Origin of the sequence: Vibrio sp. 10N.261.51.A3 (assembly GCF_041471965.1) — a bacterium.
Lineage (GTDB): Bacteria > Pseudomonadota > Gammaproteobacteria > Enterobacterales > Vibrionaceae > Vibrio > Vibrio crassostreae_C.
The window spans coordinates 1-17,694 of the sequence record NZ_JBFRPK010000108.1 but is presented as its reverse complement, the minus strand read 5'-3'; the positions used below and the strand labels follow the sequence as shown (position 1 = coordinate 17,694).

Genomic DNA, 17,694 nt, shown 5'->3' with positions numbered 1-17,694 from the left:
ATCAACACCCAACGTTGTGGCTGCCGAGTGGCATACCCAAACAATGGGTGGTCGATTGCAGACAAGTAGGATACGGTCAGGCTGCACTCAACTATTTGGCGCGCTATCTCTATCGCGGTGTGCTGCCTGATGAAGACATCATCAGTATCACAGATGATACTGTCACCTTCCGCTATAAAGAGAGTCAGACCAATGCATGGCGAACGCGCACCTTGCCCATTCTGAAGTTTTTGCTGCTCATTTTGCAACACGTGCTGCCCAAAGGGTTGCAGAGAGTACGAGACTACGGATTTTTACGTGGTCAAGCTCACGCCTTAAGAGCCCGCATTCAACTGCTGTTATTGAACTTGGTCTATATGATGCCGCCGCTAACGGCACCGATAAGGAGCAAAGCGATAAGAATCTGCCCTTGCTGTGAGCATGAGATGGCGTGTGTTGGAGTGAGCCGACCCATGTAGCCGAAAGGCATTTGATAATAAGGAGAATGGCATTGACGAAATCAAAGGAGATGTGACGACGAAAGAAACGAAAAATAGCTAACTGGTTGATAAGATTGCTATCGCAACCTTATCTTAGCTTCGCTCGCTTTGATAAAAGCCTCAAAGCGATGTGCCCTTCAAGTTCAATCGTACAATTTACTTAACAAAGTGGCTTCGGGCTTGTTCAACACTCGGGATTTAGTGTTGGCTGCGCAACACCTTAATCCTTATTTGTTATGTGTATTGGATGCCTGCGATCTCTTTAATAAACTTGTTCAGCTTGCTTTGTAGCTTTTTGTACTCATATAGCAGGTTATCAAATGCCTCAAAGGGTATGATTATATTGTGCTCAGCATGTTTGGATATCTCGTCATCAGCAGCCTTGAGTTCTTCTATAGCAACTATCAGTTCTTCTTTCATCAAAGGCTTGTACACGTTTAATACATCAAAGCTTTTCTTTGCAAAACTTTCATATACTTGAGGATTATATTCATATTTTATATCCATTTCTTCCTCAATACCCTGCATCTTCGCAAAGTGATAATCTGCGGCTTGGTCTAACTCCTCAATGACTTGAGCAAGAACACTGGAAAGTTCTAAAAGTATGTCTTTATTCACCTCCCAAACTCTTTGTTGCCTTAGCTTTCTCTGAGAGTCCATATGCAACACCGTTGCAACACAAGTGGCGATTGCAATTACGATATTAGTCCATATGCCAATATCAAGCTTGCCGTTAAAAATAATAATCAGCGAAAAGCTTAGCATTGTAAAAAACATACCAAGAATAAAACCCATTGAAAGTTTAAACATCTGACTCCTTAAATACACATAGCCCTGTTAAGGTGTGAGCAACGCAATGCCAAAGCCGCCGCATACCACCTTAAACACAAAACGCAACGCATAGCAAAAATGCCAAGCGTTGCGAATCACTCTTAAACAGATTGTTAACTGTACTATTTGTTGGTTTTAGGTGGAGCCTCGTCTTTAAATGTGCGAGCAACTGGCTGCGCAGGGGCTTGAGGCGGCGGTGGTGTTGATGGCTTTTGTTCTGGCATATTACCCTCACATTCTTTTTGGTGGCTGACCATTTTCAATAATCTTTCTTGGTCCAGGAGCACTTGGTGCGCTTGGAGGTGGTGGTGGAGCGCTAGGTTTTGGTTTGTTTGGCATAACTTTTGAGCCTCCAATATTTCACTGTAGCCAGAGCTAGCATTTACAATTTCACCGTTAATGCTCTCAAGCTTTTCAACTAGTGATTGATTATATATTAGTGTTTCTTTTCTAGGAGAGGAAGCATCAAGATCAAACGCTACGAAAAGGACACTTGCTGACAAAAATGGTATTGCTGCAAGCAATAGCCACATAACCGAATTGTGAACGTGAGTAAACCTTACCTCATTCGCATATGTATTGTGAGTAGCACAGTCGCGGACTTGTTCTAATAGAAACTTGGATAATACAGCTTCTACATTGACCTCCGGCTGTTTGTTTTCCGGGTAATCTTTATTGTATTGAAGTATCGATTCTGCATGGTTTTCTACTTCTACTCGATATCGATCTGTCTCAGCAGGGTCAGGAACACCTTTATATTCTGTTCCCCAAAATGCTTTTATTAAATAGAACACTCCTCTAGAAGATATAGTTACGCTCAGTATAGCTAAAGCAGCAAACACTAGCGCTAATTCCTTATTAGATGAGAAATCTAGCATTCTTAGCATGTAGCTTACTATCGAGAAACCTGTAAAGATCAACGCAAAATTGATTTGCACCCTTGTATACAAAGTGTCTCTATTTTGCATTTCATGAAAATACAGCTTCTCATAAAACTCGAATAGTTTTTCTTGTTTCACTGAACCTCCAGTACAGTTAACAGCTATATTAGACAGAATAATTCTATATTTTGTCCCTGAAACAATTCTGTCTAGTTTCCAAGACACACTACACTTAGTCTAATAACTCATTTAATAACATTATCTTACCTACTTATCTTCGTATCAAACATGACGAAAAGCAGAAATTTTCCATATAGTTTCTGCAAAATGCAGAAAACTCCCCAATATGTGAGTAAACCGCAGTTCAGGCTATGAAGGTTGTATCTTGGAAGTTGTATTCTCAAACAAAAAAAGCGCCGACATGATTGTCGGCGTTTTTGCTATAGGTATGATGAGCGGGAGGTAGTAACTACTTCGCCATGGTGCTCAAAAACTCGGCTTCGAACTCTTCATCGGCTTCTCGGGTTAGGCATTCCACCAGCCAGTCGATGCTTTGGTGGTCTAGCTTACTGTTGACCACAAAGGCTTGCTTTACGCCAGACTGACCCAGCTTGGCAGAGCCGTAGTTCTTGAATGATTTATTGCCATGATAATGGAGTGATTTGATCGCCTCCGCGTTAGGTTCTGGTAATGCATCGAGGGTATTAGCAAGCTGAATCACCAACTCCATTGGGTTCTTAGAGGAAGATATTCGATACAGAAAACCGCCCTCCACTCTTTGGCGAACCCAGTAATCAAAGCCACTGCAGTCCATCACTTTGTCGCTGACCAGTGCGGCTTCACTACGATAACCACACGGCTCTACGACAACAGGTGTGTGTTTGAATTCTGGCTGGCCTGATGCAGCATCGGTATGAGGCAAGATCAAGTCACATGGTTTACTGTCTTTGGCGGTCGGTGCGTTCCAGTGAATCGGCATGAAGACTTGTTCACGGCGCATCTCTTTGGTCACCACTAAGCGCGCTTGGCACTCCCCTTGTGCGCTGCGCACTTTCACCACAGGGTTAATAGTCGCGTGGTTGAAAGCATCTAGCCCAAACTCATCCAAGTTCAGTTCTGAAACGGTATCTGGGTGCATCGCAACAAAAGGCTCAGGGGTATGCTCACCTAAACCTGCCGCCAAGCCTGTGCGGCTCATGGTGTGCCATTGGTCTCGGATTCGGCCTGTGTTCATGATAAGTGGGAATTCAAGGCTGGTATCGGCAATCGGTTTGTCGTGCTCAACTGCAATAAACTGCGCTTTGCCTGATTCGGTAAAGAACTCACCATTGGTGAACATGCGCTGTTCGATGATCTCAGGTTGATACTCAAGTACTGGCCATTGCTGTGGAGTGAGTTCGCCATAGCCTTTTTCATCCAGTTGCGTGAGTCCAATTAAGCACAAGTCACGCGCTTTACCTGTTTCATTGCCGAGCGCTGTCATCTCGCAATACTCTTTGAAGATCTCACCTTCATGGCGGAACTCGAATTGCTCTTTGAATCCCATTTTTTGTGCGACTTCTTTTAGAATCCACCAATCGGGTTTGGCTTCCCCTGGGCTTGGTAACACTCGGCGTTGGCGTGAGATTCGGCGTTCAGAGTTGGTCACGGTGCCCGACTTCTCGCTCCACCCTTGCGCAGGTAACACCACATCAGCCAAGCGAGTGGTTTCAGTATCGGCAATACAATCCGACACTACCACAAATGGGCACTTCTCTAATGCCGCTTTGATCTTTTCGCTATCAGGCAGGCTCACGACTGGGTTAGTTGCCATGATCCACACCGCTTTGATTTTTCCTTCATTCATGGCATCAAACAGGTCAATCGCTTTTAAACCCGCATGTGTGGCTAAGCTGTCGGTTTGCCAGAACTCGCTCACCGTTTGGTGTGATTGCGGATCACCAAATTCAAAGTGCGCCGCTAAGGTATTAGCTAAACCGCCCACCTCACGCCCACCCATCGCGTTCGGTTGGCCCGTTACAGAGAATGGCCCCATGCCCGGCTTGCCAATTTTCCCGGTGGCTAAATGGCAGTTAATAATGGCGTTTACCTTATCGCACCCTTGTGTCGATTGGTTCACGCCTTGGGAGTAAATGGTCAGCACCTTCTCGTTCGATGCAAACAAACTGTAGAACTGTGTTAGCTGCTGCTCTGTTAACCCTGTGAGCTCAGGAACGCTTTTGTCGCCCCAGCCCGACTCTGTATAACGATATTGAGTCGCAGATCGAATCGATTCAGTAAAGCCTTGAGTGTGGTTTTCTATGTAGTCTGTATCTAGCTTGTCGTTATCATCGAGGTAACCCAATAAACCATTGAACAACGCGACGTCTGAGCCTGATTCCAATGCCAAGTGTATATCAGCAATTTCACAGGTGTCGGTATAACGCGGGTCGATGACGATGACTTTCAATGCGGGGTTGGCTTGTTTCGCGGCTCTTAATCTTTGGAAAAGTACCGGGTGACACCATGCTAGGTTAGAGCCTGTAATCACGACTAGATCGGCTTGCTCGAGATCTTCATAGCACACCGGCACTGTGTCTGCGCCAAATGCTCGCTTATGCCCGACCACGGTTGAAGCCATACATAGCCTAGAATTACTGTCAATGTTGCCACTGCCGATGAAGCCTTTCATCAGTTTATTGGCAACGTAATAGTCTTCGGTAAGCAGCTGACCAGACACATAGAACGCAACCGAATCGGCCCCAAATTCTTCGATGGTTTGATTAAATTTGTCTGCGACCAACTGAGTGGCACTGTTCCAATCTAGCTCTTGTTTTTGCTCATTCTGAATATGAGCAGGCTGTGTAAGACGACCTAAAGGCGTGACGGTGTCGCCGAGCGCTATCCCTTTAGTGCATAGCTTTCCATAGTTTGATGGATGATCTTTATCACCACGCACTTCTAGTTTTCCTAACGATGTCGGTCTCGCTTCTATTCCACACCCTACACCACAATAAGCACAGGTCGATTTTATCCAGCCGCTGTTTGAATCGGTCATCCGTTTCTCACTCAATTATCCATAATTGTAATAACTAAAAATAAGCAAATAACACGCCACTTAATAGCAGCTGATGAATAGCAAATAATTTCATCTAAAAACAACAACTTAATAAAAACACAAATATCAGCAATGAACCAATTAGAACTTAACCAAGATAGAAACTTAATTTTTGCACCATCTTGCTGAAAGTTGCACCACAAACGCTCATTTATATAAATCTAACAAAAATTTTACATACCACTTTAGGGGTAATTGCGTGCTACCTCTATTTTTTAAACCACTGAAAATTATAAGTTAATTCTTATTTAAATGAACGAACCGTAATCTGGCATCCTCCTTGCTCCACTAAAAACCAAGACTTAGAAAAAACATTTTTGTTTTTCTTGATGATTATGAATTGAGTGGAATCTCAACCCGGTATTCATCTGCTAACGACTAGAAATTAGATGCTAGTGATGGTGACGCCGAGAATAAGGAATGGATTATGAGCAAGAAGAAAATCGTCGTTGTTGGTAACGGCATGGTTGGACACAAATTTATCGACAACATCCTGCAATCAGAGAGTGATGAGTTTGATGTGATTACTTTTAGTGAAGAGCCAAGGCTGGCCTACGACCGTGTTCAGCTAACGGCTTACTTTAATGGTAAAAGCGCTGATGACCTGTCATTGACCAGTGAAGAGTATTACCAAAGCAACGGCGTGAACTACTTGTTGAACCAGAAGGTTGCCAAGCTAGACACTGCCAATCAACAAGTCATCACTGAAAGTGGTCACGTTGAAAGTTACGACAAGCTAATCTTGGCGACGGGCTCTTTCCCTTTTGTTCCCCCTATTCCCGGTAACGATCAAGAACACTGTCACGTTTATCGGACTATTGAAGACTTAGACGCAATTGAACTATCAAGCAAAGGTAGCAAATCTGGCGTGGTGATTGGTGGTGGTCTGCTTGGCTTAGAGGCCGCAAACGCAGTCAAAAACCTTGGCTTAGAAACCCATGTGGTTGAATTTGCGCCTCGCCTGATGGCGGTTCAATTAGATGATGGTGGCGGTGCCCTACTGCGCAGAAAAATTGAAGACCTTGGTGTGCAAGTTCATACCGAGAAAGCGACCTCTGAAATAGTCGATGGCGAAAATGCTCGCTACCGCATGAACTTCGCCGATGGCACCCATTTAGAAACCGATATGATCGTATTCTCTGCGGGTATTCGCCCTCAAGATGAGTTAGCAAGAAGCTCTGATGTCGAAATTGGCGAGCGCGGCGGTATTGTCATCAACAACCACTGCCAAACCAATATCGAAAACGTCTACGCCATTGGTGAATGTGCCCTTTGGGATAACAAGATCTTCGGCTTAGTGGCGCCCGGTTATTCGATGGCGAAAGTCGCGGCTTCGCATATTGTCTCTGACGGTACTGACGACGCTGCGTTCACTGGCGCCGACATGAGCACCAAGCTCAAACTGCTTGGCGTCGATGTTGCCAGTATTGGTGAAGTGCACGGCAAGACAGAAGGTGCTCAATCGTATACCTACAACGATGAAATAGAACAAGTTTATAAGCGCCTGATCATCTCGGCTGACGGCACAAAGATTGTTGGTGCTGTGTTAGTGGGTGATGCAGAAGCCTACGGTTCGCTACTGCAAATCAAGCAAAATGATATGCCCCTTCCTGAAAACCCATCAGTGCTAATTTTACCTAACGTGGCCGATGATTCTGGCTCTGCAATGGGTGTTGAAGCTCTGCCTGATAGCGCTGTGATCTGTTCATGTTTTGATGTGACCAAAGGCGATATTAAAGAGGCCGTTTCAGCTGGCTGCACCACGATGGCTGCATTGAAAGAAACCACGAATGCTTCAACAGGTTGTGGCGGTTGTTCTGCCCTTGCGAAACAGGTTCTCGATAGCGAGCTAAGTAACCTAGGTGTGGAAGTCTCTAACGATATCTGTGAGCACTTTGCTTATTCTCGCCAAGAGCTTACCGACATCATTCGCGTCAACAAAATCAAGACCTTCGACGAGCTGTTAGATTCTCACGGCAACGGATTGGGCTGTACTGTGTGTAAACCGGCTGTCGGTTCGATTCTGGCTTCGTACTGGAACGATTACATCCTTGAAGATCAACATATCGAGCTGCAAGACACCAATGACATCTACCTTGGCAACATGCAAAAAGACGGCACTTACTCGGTAGTTCCGCGTATTGCTGGCGGTGAAATCACTCCAGATAAATTGATTGTTTTAGGCGAAGTCGCTAAAGAGTTCGACCTGTACACCAAAATCACGGGCGGTCAGCGTGTCGACTTGTTTGGCGCACAGCTTAACGAACTGCCTATCATCTGGAAAAAGCTGATTGATGCAGGTTTTGAAACGGGCCACGCCTACGGTAAATCGGTTCGTACCGTGAAATCTTGTGTCGGTAGCACTTGGTGTCGATACGGTGTCGACGATAGTGTTGGCTTAGCGATTCGACTTGAGAACCGCTACAAAGGCCTGCGTTCACCACACAAGATCAAGTTTGCGGTTTCAGGCTGTACTCGTGAATGTGCAGAAGCCCAATCGAAAGACATTGGTGTTATCGCCACCGACAAAGGTTGGAACCTCTACATCTGTGGTAACGGCGGTATGCGTCCTCGTCATGCAGACCTATTCGCCACTGATTTAGACGAAGCCACACTCCTTAAATACATCGACCGCGTTTTGATGTTCTACACACGTACCGCAGACCGCTTACAGCGTACATCGGTATGGATGGAGAACCTCGAAGGCGGCATTGAATACCTCAAGCAAGTCGTGATTGAAGACAAGCTCAACGTAGCTGAAGAACTCGAAGCGGACATCGCACTCAACATCGAGAAGTACCAGTGTGAATGGAAAACCACCATTGAAAACCCTGAGAAGATGAAGCGCTTCCAGCACTACATCAACAGTGAAGAAATGGACACTAGCCTCTCTTTCATCAAAGAGCGAGAGCAGCGTTTTCCTAAGCCGAGCTTGAGTGATGCTTCGAATTCAAAACGCGATGAAAAGCTCGCTAAAGCAGACCAAATCGAAGTGACTGAGGTTTCATAAATTTCATCAGGTTCATCAATAAAAAAATAAAAACTCAATTTTAGACTAGGAGAAAATCATGGAAAATTGGACAACCGTATGCAGCACCAGCGATCTAACCCCAAACGGGGGAATTTGCGCCAAAGTAGACGATAACCAAGTGGCTATTTTTTACTGCAAGCGCAGCGACACGCTTTATGGGCTCTCTAATTACGACCCTATCGGCAAGGCGAATGTGATGTCACGTGGTATAATTGGTTCATTAAGTGGAGAACCTTACGTGGCCTCACCCTTATACAAGCAGCATTACCACTTAGAAACTGGCGAATGTCTTGAACAGCCTGAGCTCAAGCTCGTGAAATTTGAAGTTCGCAAGCAAGGAGAACAAGTTCAAGTTCTCGCACCACTTGCTATCGCCAGTTAACTAAACCGCCGACACCATCATGCAAACGCTTATTAGCGTGCGCAATTTCGGCACAGGGTTTATGCACATTAAAAGCGTTCTAAGTTCGGAAGTAACGCAGGTGCACAAACCGGGTAATTTTCCAGATTTAAAGGATTTAAACCATGGATAACACTAAATTTTCGCTGCTTTCATTTACGGGTAAGATGAAGGTCTTACACCTAAGCTGGATGGCCTTTTTCATTACCTTTGTTGTGTGGTTCAACTTTGCCCCACTACTGCAAATGGTAAAAACTACGCTTGGTCTTTCTACTGAAGAGATCAAAACACTGCTTATTCTCAACGTTGCATTGACCATTCCGGCGCGTGTCGCCATTGGTATGTTAACCGACCGATACGGCCCAAGATTGGTCTACTCTTCGCTACTCGCGGTCTGTTCAATCCCTTGTTTTATGTTTGCTATGGCAGACTCTTTTATTCAAGCGGCGATTGCTCGTTTCCTATTAGGCTTCATCGGTGCAGGCTTCGTTGTCGGTATTCGTCTAGTGTCTGAGTGGTTCCCACACAATGAACTGGGTACGGCAGAAGGTATTTACGGCGGCTGGGGTAACTTCGGTTCAGCAGCGGCAGCATTCACGCTTCCAACTCTGGCTTTAGCGTTTGGTGGTGAAGACGGCTGGCGTTATGCGGTCGGTATTACTGGCGTAATGAGTTTAGCGTTCTCGTTTGTGTTCTACAAAAACGTAACGGATACACCAAAAGGTTCTACTTACTTCAAACCGGCTCAAGTAACGGCAATGGAAGTGACATCAAAGGGTGACTTTTTCTTCCTACTTATTATGAAGATCCCGATGTATGCCGCACTAGCGCTACTGACATGGAAGCTATCACCAAGCAACATCAACATGCTGTCTGACATGGCGGTTTACTCTGTGTATGCAGGTTTGGCTGCGCTTTACGTGTACGAAGTGTCGCAAGTTTGGAAAGTAAACAAGAACGTATTTAAAGAAGAAGTACCAGAGATTCACCAATACAAGTTCAAGCAAGTTGCGGTACTTAACGTATTGTACTTCGCGACATTTGGTTCTGAACTGGCTGTTGTTTCTATGCTGCCACTGTTCTTCTCTGATACCTTTGAGTTAACACCGGTTCTTGCCGGTATGGTTGCATCGGCTTATGCCTTTATGAACCTAATGTCTCGCCCAGGTGGTGGTTGGATTTCAGACAAATTCGGTCGTAAACCAACACTGCTTATTCTAACGATTGGTCTTGCTGTGGGTTACTTCGCAATGGGTCAAGTCGACAGCACATGGCCTGTATGGCTAGCGGTTGTCGCAGCGATGGCGTGTTCTTTCTTCGTGCAAGCGGGTGAAGGTGCAGTATTCGCAACAGTTCCTCTAATCAAGCGTCGTATGACAGGTCAGATTGCTGGTATGACAGGTGCTTACGGTAACGTGGGTGCGGTGGTTTACCTAACTGTGTTGTCATTCGTGAGCTACCAAACCTTCTTCTTAGTGATTGCTGCAACAGCGGTACTTGGCTTTGTAACTCTGCTGTTCATGGAAGAGCCTAACGGTCAAATCGCCGAAGTAAACGACGACGGCAGTGTCACGCTAATTAATGTTTCAAATTAGTCTCTGTACTAAGAAGCATTGATATTATTGAATCGGGAGAGGCACCTTAGCGGATACATCAACGCTAGGTGCTTCGTTCAAAGGCTCTAAGTTCACTAGGGCTTTTGTTCTTCCTAGGATGTTCTGTCAAGGAAGCGGGAAGAAGAGCAGTTAAGAAGAAGACCAGTTATGACAATTTCATTCAGCCAAGGGCAAGTCATCGCGCCAGAATCCAACAACCAGTTAACGCTTAAGTTTGGTGGTTATTCGAATCAAGGCGTACGTGATGAAAACCAAGACGCCATCATTGTAAAACACCCCAAAACTCGCGCAGAGCAAGAGTTGAAAGGCAGTGTTGCTTGCATAGCAGACGGCGCAAGTTGCAGTGAACATGGCCAGAAAGCCAGTCACACCAGCGTGATGCAGTTTATCGACGACTATTACGCTACTCCCCAAAGCTGGAGCATTCAACGTTCGGCGCAAAAGGTCTTAACGTCCCTCAATTCTTGGCTCTTCAACACGTCTGTTTCTACTATCCATCCCGCACAACAAGTGAACCACAATGCCCTCGTTTCGACGTTCAGCAGCGTGATATTAAAATCGAACACCGCACATATCTTCCACGTTGGCGACAGTCGCATTTACTTACTCAGAGATGGAGAATTACGCCAACTGACCCGCGACCACACCCGTAAAAATATGGGGCAGAAGCATTACTTAACACGCGCCTTAGGCATGGACAACCAACTCAACGTTGACTATCAAACCCTGCCTATCAAGAAAAACGACTGCTTTATCCTGACATCGGATGGCGTGCACGAGTTTGTCTCTCCCAACACTTTCAAGGAACACATCGACAAACCCGGAGCGGATTTCGAATACGCAGCGCAAACCATTTGTAACACCGCTTTAAGCCACAATAGCTCAGACAATGTCAGTTGCTTGATTGTGCAAGTCAGCCATCTGCCTAAGCCTTCGCTGATTGAGTTCCATGAAAAGCTGGCTAAACGTGCCATCCCACCCGCTTTAAAGCTCGGGCAAAGTATCGACAACTTCATGGTGCTTGAGGTGTTGTATGCAGGATCTAGAAGCCATGTGTATCGTGTGATGCAGAAAGAGACACAGACCGAGTTCGTGCTGAAAGTCCCTTCCGTTCAATATCACGATAGCCCATCACAACTCAGAGCTTTCTTTAATGAACAATGGGCGGGGATCTTGTTAAAAAACAAGAGAGTCATGAAAGTCTACCCGACGCCAGAGAACTCGCAATTTTTATATCAAATCTGCGAATGGGTAGAAGGTATCACGCTAAGACAATGGATGTACGACAATCCAAAGCCGTCACTCAATGAAGTGCGCGACATACTAGAAAAAATCACACAAGGCATTCGAGTATTACAACGTGCAGACATGGTGCACCGAGACTTAAAACCGGAAAACATCATGATTCAACGTGATGGTGAGGTAAAAATCATCGACCTTGGTGCGGTGTTAGTGAGAGGCCTTGAAGAGGGAGAGCTCACAGACAAAGACGACACACCATTAGGCGCGGTCAATTACATAGCGCCAGAGACCATCAAGCACAACACGGCCACCACAAGCTCGGATCTGTTCTCTATCGCCGTGATCGGCTATGAGATGCTAACAGGTGGATTGCCCTACTCTGAAATGACTGCACAATCGCTTAAGCAATCTCGTCATCATCAGTGGGAATACCAACCCATCACACAGAAACGAGCTGACTTGCCAAGTTGGGTAGATTTGGTGTTACAAAAAGCCTGCGCGGAATCACCAAGCGAACGTCATCAAGTGTTAGGGGATTTTGTGGCAGATCTTTACACACCAAACCAAAGCTTGGTGAAAAGCAAAGCCAAGCAACCTTTGATAAACCGAAACCCAATCCAGTTTTGGAAAGTGTTGGCCTTGTTGCTCGGCATTGTTGCCATTGTGGAAATGGGCTTATTGCTGAGTTCAAATTAATTACAGGTTCGAGCTAAGTGCCCAAGTCCAACCTAGCTTGTGTAAACTAACTGGAATTAGCCTCGTTTTACTAAGCTTCTTGGTACTAACTCGATACCCGCTTGGTAACGTTTAGCAGACGCGTTCAAAGCAAGTGCAAAGGCGCTGTCTGCAATCACTTCGAATTGCTGTGGCAATGAATGAACTTTAAAAGGTAAGAAGTCCAATAAACGGTTATCACCAAAGGTTGCCAGTTTCACTTGCTTGATCAGCTCTGGCTTTTCAACCATCACATCCAATACACCTTCTAACAAGGTGTAAGACATAGTGACAATCGCATCGGGCACTGTGCCTTTGGCAATCCAACCCTCAAAAATCTCACGTCCTGATTCTCGGTCAAAGTGCTCGCCATAACCGACAACCATCGGCTTGTTTTCGGTTAGCCCTGTTTGTTGGGTATTATGTGCTTTATTCGCCGCTTCAAAACCGAGCTGACGTTCACGTGAAATGTTCAGATCAGGCAGTGCACCAATCAAACCAACACTATGAATACTGTCATCAAGAATCGAATGCGTCAGTTCAAATGCAGCTTCGAAATCTTCACTGATCACACAGGCAAAATGCTCATCATCTAAAGGACGGTCAATCGCAATAACGGGTGTGCCTGAGTTTTGCAACTTCAAGTAGAACTCATTGGCGTCTGGCATTGAGCTCGCCACCAGCAAGGCATCGATACGACGGCTAACAAGCGCTTCCGCAACTTTACGTTCGGTTTCAGCGTCATCATCTGAGCAACCAATCAAAATTTGATAACCCACTTTACGTGAGTTCTGCTCTATCAATTTTGCTAAACGCGCGTAACTGCTGTTTTCCAGATCGGGAATAATCAAACCAAATGAACGGCTATTACCAGCGCGCAGCGACGAAGCAGCATGGTCTGGTCGGTAGTTATATTCTTCCACCACTGCCATTACTTTCTGCTGTGTCTTTTCACTGATTCTGTATTTCTGCGCCTTGCCATTAATCACATAGCTGGCTGTGGTTTTCGACACACCGGCTAGTTTGGCAATCTCATCTAGTGTCATATGGGTGACCTGTATTTTGTGCGTAGGATCATATAACCAATCTTCTGATCCTTGGATTAGTTGAATTATATGCTGAATCGATTCAGTATAAAAGCTGAAAGGATTCAGCAAAATCTGAAAAGTGACTTCAATCATCCTTTTGAATGGATTGAGCGTCATTTGTCGTGATTCAGCTTCTTGTTGTTAACGAAACTGGAATTACGACACGCAGCAAAACTATTTTGAAAACCAAAATCGGCTTTGCTGAATTTTTTTACACTGAATGCTGAACCGATTCAGCAAGCATAAAGCAGCGGGCAAATATTGCTCTAGACTGAATCGTAGCGATACACAAATTCTCAAGCGATACGCTAAAGAGGCACCATGCTTAAATTATCAAAATCTGACATCACTCTAGGCCAAACTGCCGAAGACAAATTCAAAGCAATCCAGAACATTGCTGGCGACCTGACAGCTAAAGGTTTAGTTGACTCTGGTTACGTTGAAGGAATGCTGAACCGTGAAAACCAGAACTCTACGTTCCTAGGTAACGGCATCGCGATTCCTCACGGAACGACGGATACTCGTGGCCTAGTGAAAGAGACAGGCGTTGCAGTACACCACTTCCCTGAAGGTATTGATTGGGCAGACGGCAACCGTGTTTACGTTGCGATTGGTATTGCAGCTAAATCAGACGAGCACTTAGGCATTCTTAAGCAGCTGACCAAAGTTCTGGCGGCTGACGGTGTTGAAGATAAATTAAAGCAAGCGAAATCAGAAGACGAAATCATCGCCCTACTTAACGGTGAAGTTCAGCTAGAAGCCGACCTAGACGCTTCTTTGGTTCAACTACTGTTCCCTGCGAGCGACATGATTCAAATGTCTGCAGTTGCGGGCGGCCTACTTAAAAACACAGGTTGCACAGACAACGCATTCGTTGCTGACCTAGTAACAAAAACACCGACTCACCTAGGCCAAGGCCTGTGGTTGTTGGGCAGCGATAAAGGCGTAACACGCACTGGCGTATCTTTCGTTTCAACAGCGAACCATTGTGAATACGAAGGCACACCAGTGAAAGCATTGGTAGCATTCGCAGCTTGCAACAGCGCACACCAATCTATTCTAGCAAACCTAAGCAAGATGGTTTTCGAAGGTAAACAGCAACAACTGTTAACCGCTGACGCAGCGCAAGTAATTGGCCTTCTAAAAGGTGAAGCGGTTTCTACAGCTTCTCAAGACGACGACAACTGCGCAGTATTCAAAATCAAAAACGCACACGGCCTACACGCTCGTCCAGGTGCAATGTTGGTTGCTGAAGCGAAGAAATTCGAATCAACAATCCGCGTTTCAAACCTAGATGGCGACGGAAAAGAAGTGAACGCGAAGAGCTTGATGAAAGTCATCGCACTTGGCGTTAAACACGGTCACCAGCTTCAGTTTGTTGCTGAAGGTGACGATGCAGCACAAGCACTTGAATCGATTGGCAAGGCTATCGCTTCAGGCCTTGGCGAAGGTTAAGGAGTCGATATGTCTGATAAACAAATCAAAGCCGTTACCGTAACGCTAAACCCTGCCCTAGACCTGACAGGTGCTATCGACGCACTAAATGTAGGTTCAGTTAGCCTAGTAAACAAAGGCTCTCTGCATGCAGCGGGCAAAGGCGTAAACGTCGCAAAAGTTCTTTCAGAGCTTGGCGCGAAAGTGACCGTAACAGGTTTCCTTGGTCGCAATAACGAAGAGGCCTTCTGCCAACTGTTTGAACAGATGGGCGCAACTGACCGCTTCATCCGTGTTGATGGCGCAACTCGCATCAACGTAAAACTGGTTGAAAACTCAGGCCAAGTAAGCGACATCAACTTCCCAGGTGTTCCTGTTGATGCTGACGCGATTAAAGCGTTCGAAGAAACCCTATTAGAACTTGCTGAAACGCACGATTACTTCGTGATTGCAGGCAGCTTGCCACAAGGTATCTCTCCTGAGCTTTGCGCTTCTTGGGTTCAACGCTTACACGATTTAGGTAAGAAGGTTCTATTTGATAGCAGCCGTGACGCACTTAAAGCCGGTATCAATGCACAACCATGGTTGATCAAACCAAACGATGAAGAGCTGTCTCAGCTGTTCAATGCAGAGCTGACAACTCGTGACCAATGCCAACACGCGGGCCAAGCCCTAAGTGAAAAAGGCATCGAGAATATCGTGGTATCACTTGGCGCTGAAGGCGTGATGTGGCTTAACCAAGGTGAATGGTTACATGCTCAACCACCGCGCATGCAAGTAGTCAGCACGGTAGGCGCAGGAGACACATTGGTTGCTGGCCTATGTTGGGGTCACATGCAGCAGATGCCAAAACCAGAACTTATTAAATTCGCAACCGCCCTATCTGCTCTAGCAGTTTCACAGGTAGGCGTGGGCATCACCAGCCAACAAGAGCTGGATTCAGTACTACAAAATATCCAATTACAGGCGCTTAGTGCTCCAACTAGCCAGTTAGACACAAGCAAATAGGACAAAAGGTTTATTATGAATATTACCATTATCACAGCTTGCCCAAGTGGCGTAGCAAACAGCATCATCGCCGCGGGCTTGTTAGAGCAAGCGACAAAAGCACTAGGTTGGAACGCTGCTATTGAATGTCAATCAAGCGTGTTACCTGATTCAACTGTATCGCAAGACGCTATCGACAGCAGCGACGTTGTAGTTATCGCAGCTAACAAAAATGTTGATAAAGCACGTTTTGTTGGTAAGAAAGTGTACCAAGCGGCTATCTCTGAATGCACAGCTGATGCAAAAGCATTCCTAGAGAAAGCGGTAGCAGAAGCAACGGTATTAGACGCTTCTCAAGTTGAGACTACAGTGGAAGTTACTGGTACTTCTCCAGCGACAGGCAGCAAAAAGATCGTAGCGATTACCGCTTGCCCAACGGGTGTTGCACACACCTTTATGGCCGCTGAAGCGCTTGAAGCTGAAGGCAAACGCCTAGGCCACCAAATTAAAGTGGAAACTCGCGGCTCTGTAGGTGCGAAAAACCAACTGACAGACCAAGAAATCGCAGACGCTGATCTAGTTATCATCGCAGCAGACATCGACGTTCCTCTGGATCGTTTTAACGGCAAAGCGCTGTACAAAACTACAACAAGCCCTGCTTTGAAGAAAACAAAGCAAGAGATGGAAAAAGCATTCGCAGAAGCTAAACCATACCAACACACAGCGTCTTCAAATTCAGCGCCTGCTGACGAGAAGAAAGGCGTGTACAAGCACCTGATGACAGGTGTATCTCACATGCTTCCTGTGGTTGTTGCGGGTGGTTTGATCATCGCACTCTCTTTCGTATTCGGTATCGAAGCGTTTAAAGAAGAAGGCACACTGGCAGCAGCACTGATGACTATCGGTGGTGGTTCTGCATTCGCACTGATGATTCCTGTTCTTGCTGGTTTCATTGCATTCTCAATTGCTGACCGTCCGGGTCTGGCTCCAGGTCTAATCGGCGGTATGCTGGCTAGCTCAACGGGCGCAGGTTTCCTAGGTGGTATCGCAGCAGGTTTCATTGCAGGTTACGCAGCGAAATTCATTGCCGACAAGGTTCAACTTCCACAATCCATGGAAGCCCTCAAGCCAATCCTGATCATTCCGTTTATCGCGAGTTTATTCACTGGTCTTGTGATGGTTTACATCGTAGGTGGTCCTGTTTCTGGCGTGATGAGCGCGATGACAACTTTCCTAAACAACATGGGTACGTCTAATGCGATTCTTCTAGGTGTGATTCTAGGCGCAATGATGTGTTTCGACCTTGGTGGTCCGGTAAACAAAGCCGCTTACACATTCGGTGTTGGTCTACTGGCTTCGCAAACTTACGCACCAATGGCGGCTATCATGGCAGCAGGTATGGTTCCAGCTCTAGGTATGGGCCTTGCGACTTTCCTAGTGAAAGACAAGTTTGAAGCAGGCGAGCGTGAAGCAGGTAAAGCATCATTCGTTCTTGGCCTATGTTTCATCTCTGAAGGTGCAATCCCATTCGCAGCGAAAGATCCAATGCGTGTTATCCCAGCTTGTATGGCAGGTGGTGCACTAACAGGTGCTCTATCAATGATGTTTGGTGCACAGCTAATGGCTCCACACGGCGGTCTATTCGTACTACTGATTCCTGGCGCTATCTCTCCAGTACTTATGTACCTAGTAGCGATTGCAGCAGGTACGCTAGTAACAGGCTTTGGCTACGCAGCACTTAAAAAGATGAGCGGCTCTAAAGTAACGGCAGAGGCTTAATCCCCCTACTCTGGTTAACGGTTCAGCCCGATAACCAGAGGCTCTTGATAACCGGTTTCTTGGTAAAACGGCTCCTTAAAACAAAGGCTCCTCATTTGAGGCTGTCTCTTGATCA

Annotated in this window: 12 protein-coding genes; 8 read left to right on the top strand and 4 right to left on the bottom strand. The window is 46.0% G+C overall.

Features of this window, described 5'->3' with window-relative positions; genetic code table 11:
* On the top strand, positions 1-458 hold a 458-nt coding region (locus tag AB4371_RS21265), incomplete at its 5' end, for a transposase (RefSeq protein WP_372150628.1).
* A gap of 255 nt (positions 459-713) precedes the next feature.
* Here the strand turns inward: AB4371_RS21265 and AB4371_RS21260 are convergent.
* The 3 genes from AB4371_RS21260 to AB4371_RS21250 all read right to left on the bottom strand — a co-directional run bounded on the left by AB4371_RS21260 (position 714) and on the right by AB4371_RS21250 (position 5,243).
* The gene (locus tag AB4371_RS21260; protein ID WP_372150627.1) at positions 714-1,289 is read right to left on the bottom strand and encodes a hypothetical protein; all 576 of its coding nucleotides are present in this window, start codon (positions 1,287-1,289) and stop codon (positions 714-716) included.
* A 143-nt stretch (positions 1,290-1,432) separates the two neighbouring features.
* On the bottom strand, positions 1,433-2,329 hold the full coding sequence (locus AB4371_RS21255; protein WP_372150626.1) for a hypothetical protein: 897 nt from the start codon (positions 2,327-2,329) through the stop codon (positions 1,433-1,435).
* A 331-nt stretch (positions 2,330-2,660) separates the two neighbouring features.
* The gene (locus AB4371_RS21250) at positions 2,661-5,243 is read right to left on the bottom strand and encodes a molybdopterin oxidoreductase family protein (protein ID WP_372150625.1); all 2,583 of its coding nucleotides are present in this window, start codon (positions 5,241-5,243) and stop codon (positions 2,661-2,663) included.
* 472 nt (positions 5,244-5,715) lie between these two features.
* On the opposite strand from AB4371_RS21250, the gene nirB reads away from it, so the two are divergent.
* From nirB to AB4371_RS21230, 4 genes are all read left to right on the top strand, one after another.
* Positions 5,716-8,298, top strand: a complete 2,583-nt coding sequence (gene nirB / locus AB4371_RS21245; RefSeq protein WP_372150624.1) for a nitrite reductase large subunit NirB — start codon at positions 5,716-5,718, stop codon at positions 8,296-8,298.
* Positions 8,299-8,356: 58 nt separating this feature from the next.
* Positions 8,357-8,701, top strand: a complete 345-nt coding sequence (gene nirD / locus AB4371_RS21240; protein WP_012600889.1) for a nitrite reductase small subunit NirD — start codon at positions 8,357-8,359, stop codon at positions 8,699-8,701.
* 143 nt (positions 8,702-8,844) lie between these two features.
* Complete coding sequence (locus tag AB4371_RS21235; RefSeq protein WP_372150623.1) at positions 8,845-10,314, top strand: NarK family nitrate/nitrite MFS transporter; 1,470 nt, start codon at positions 8,845-8,847, stop codon at positions 10,312-10,314.
* Positions 10,315-10,482: 168 nt separating this feature from the next.
* Positions 10,483-12,273 carry a protein kinase domain-containing protein gene (locus AB4371_RS21230; RefSeq protein ID WP_372150622.1) on the top strand — a complete coding sequence of 597 codons (1,791 nt, stop codon included), beginning with the start codon at positions 10,483-10,485 and terminating at the stop codon, positions 12,271-12,273.
* Positions 12,274-12,329: 56 nt separating this feature from the next.
* On the opposite strand, the gene cra is transcribed toward AB4371_RS21230, so the two are convergent.
* A complete protein-coding gene (cra, locus tag AB4371_RS21225) occupies positions 12,330-13,337 on the bottom strand; it encodes a catabolite repressor/activator (protein ID WP_372150621.1) in 1,008 nt (335 codons plus the stop codon).
* A gap of 363 nt (positions 13,338-13,700) precedes the next feature.
* Between cra and fruB the strand changes: the two genes are divergently transcribed.
* From fruB to fruA, 3 genes are read left to right on the top strand one after another with little or no spacing between them, the layout of a single operon-like run.
* Entirely contained in the window at positions 13,701-14,834 is a 1,134-nt protein-coding gene (fruB, locus tag AB4371_RS21220) for a fused PTS fructose transporter subunit IIA/HPr protein (RefSeq protein ID WP_050633085.1), read from the top strand.
* 9 nt (positions 14,835-14,843) lie between these two features.
* Positions 14,844-15,821, top strand: coding sequence for a 1-phosphofructokinase (pfkB, locus tag AB4371_RS21215; RefSeq protein ID WP_104216178.1), 978 nt, complete (start codon positions 14,844-14,846; stop codon positions 15,819-15,821).
* 15 nt (positions 15,822-15,836) lie between these two features.
* A complete protein-coding gene (fruA, locus tag AB4371_RS21210) occupies positions 15,837-17,579 on the top strand; it encodes a PTS fructose transporter subunit IIBC (protein WP_372150620.1) in 1,743 nt (580 codons plus the stop codon).
* Positions 17,580-17,694 lie beyond the last annotated feature (115 nt).

Coding starts and splice junctions, on each gene's coding strand:
- fruA (WP_372150620.1), top strand. CDS start 15,837: ATGAATATTACCATTATCACAGCTTGCCCAAGTGGCGTAGCAAACAGC.
- fruB (WP_050633085.1), top strand. CDS start 13,701: ATGCTTAAATTATCAAAATCTGACATCACTCTAGGCCAAACTGCCGAA.
- nirD (WP_012600889.1), top strand. CDS start 8,357: ATGGAAAATTGGACAACCGTATGCAGCACCAGCGATCTAACCCCAAAC.
- nirB (WP_372150624.1), top strand. CDS start 5,716: ATGAGCAAGAAGAAAATCGTCGTTGTTGGTAACGGCATGGTTGGACAC.
- pfkB (WP_104216178.1), top strand. CDS start 14,844: ATGTCTGATAAACAAATCAAAGCCGTTACCGTAACGCTAAACCCTGCC.
- AB4371_RS21260 (WP_372150627.1), bottom strand. CDS start 1,289: ATGTTTAAACTTTCAATGGGTTTTATTCTTGGTATGTTTTTTACAATG.
- AB4371_RS21230 (WP_372150622.1), top strand. CDS start 10,483: ATGACAATTTCATTCAGCCAAGGGCAAGTCATCGCGCCAGAATCCAAC.
- AB4371_RS21235 (WP_372150623.1), top strand. CDS start 8,845: ATGGATAACACTAAATTTTCGCTGCTTTCATTTACGGGTAAGATGAAG.
- cra (WP_372150621.1), bottom strand. CDS start 13,337: ATGACACTAGATGAGATTGCCAAACTAGCCGGTGTGTCGAAAACCACA.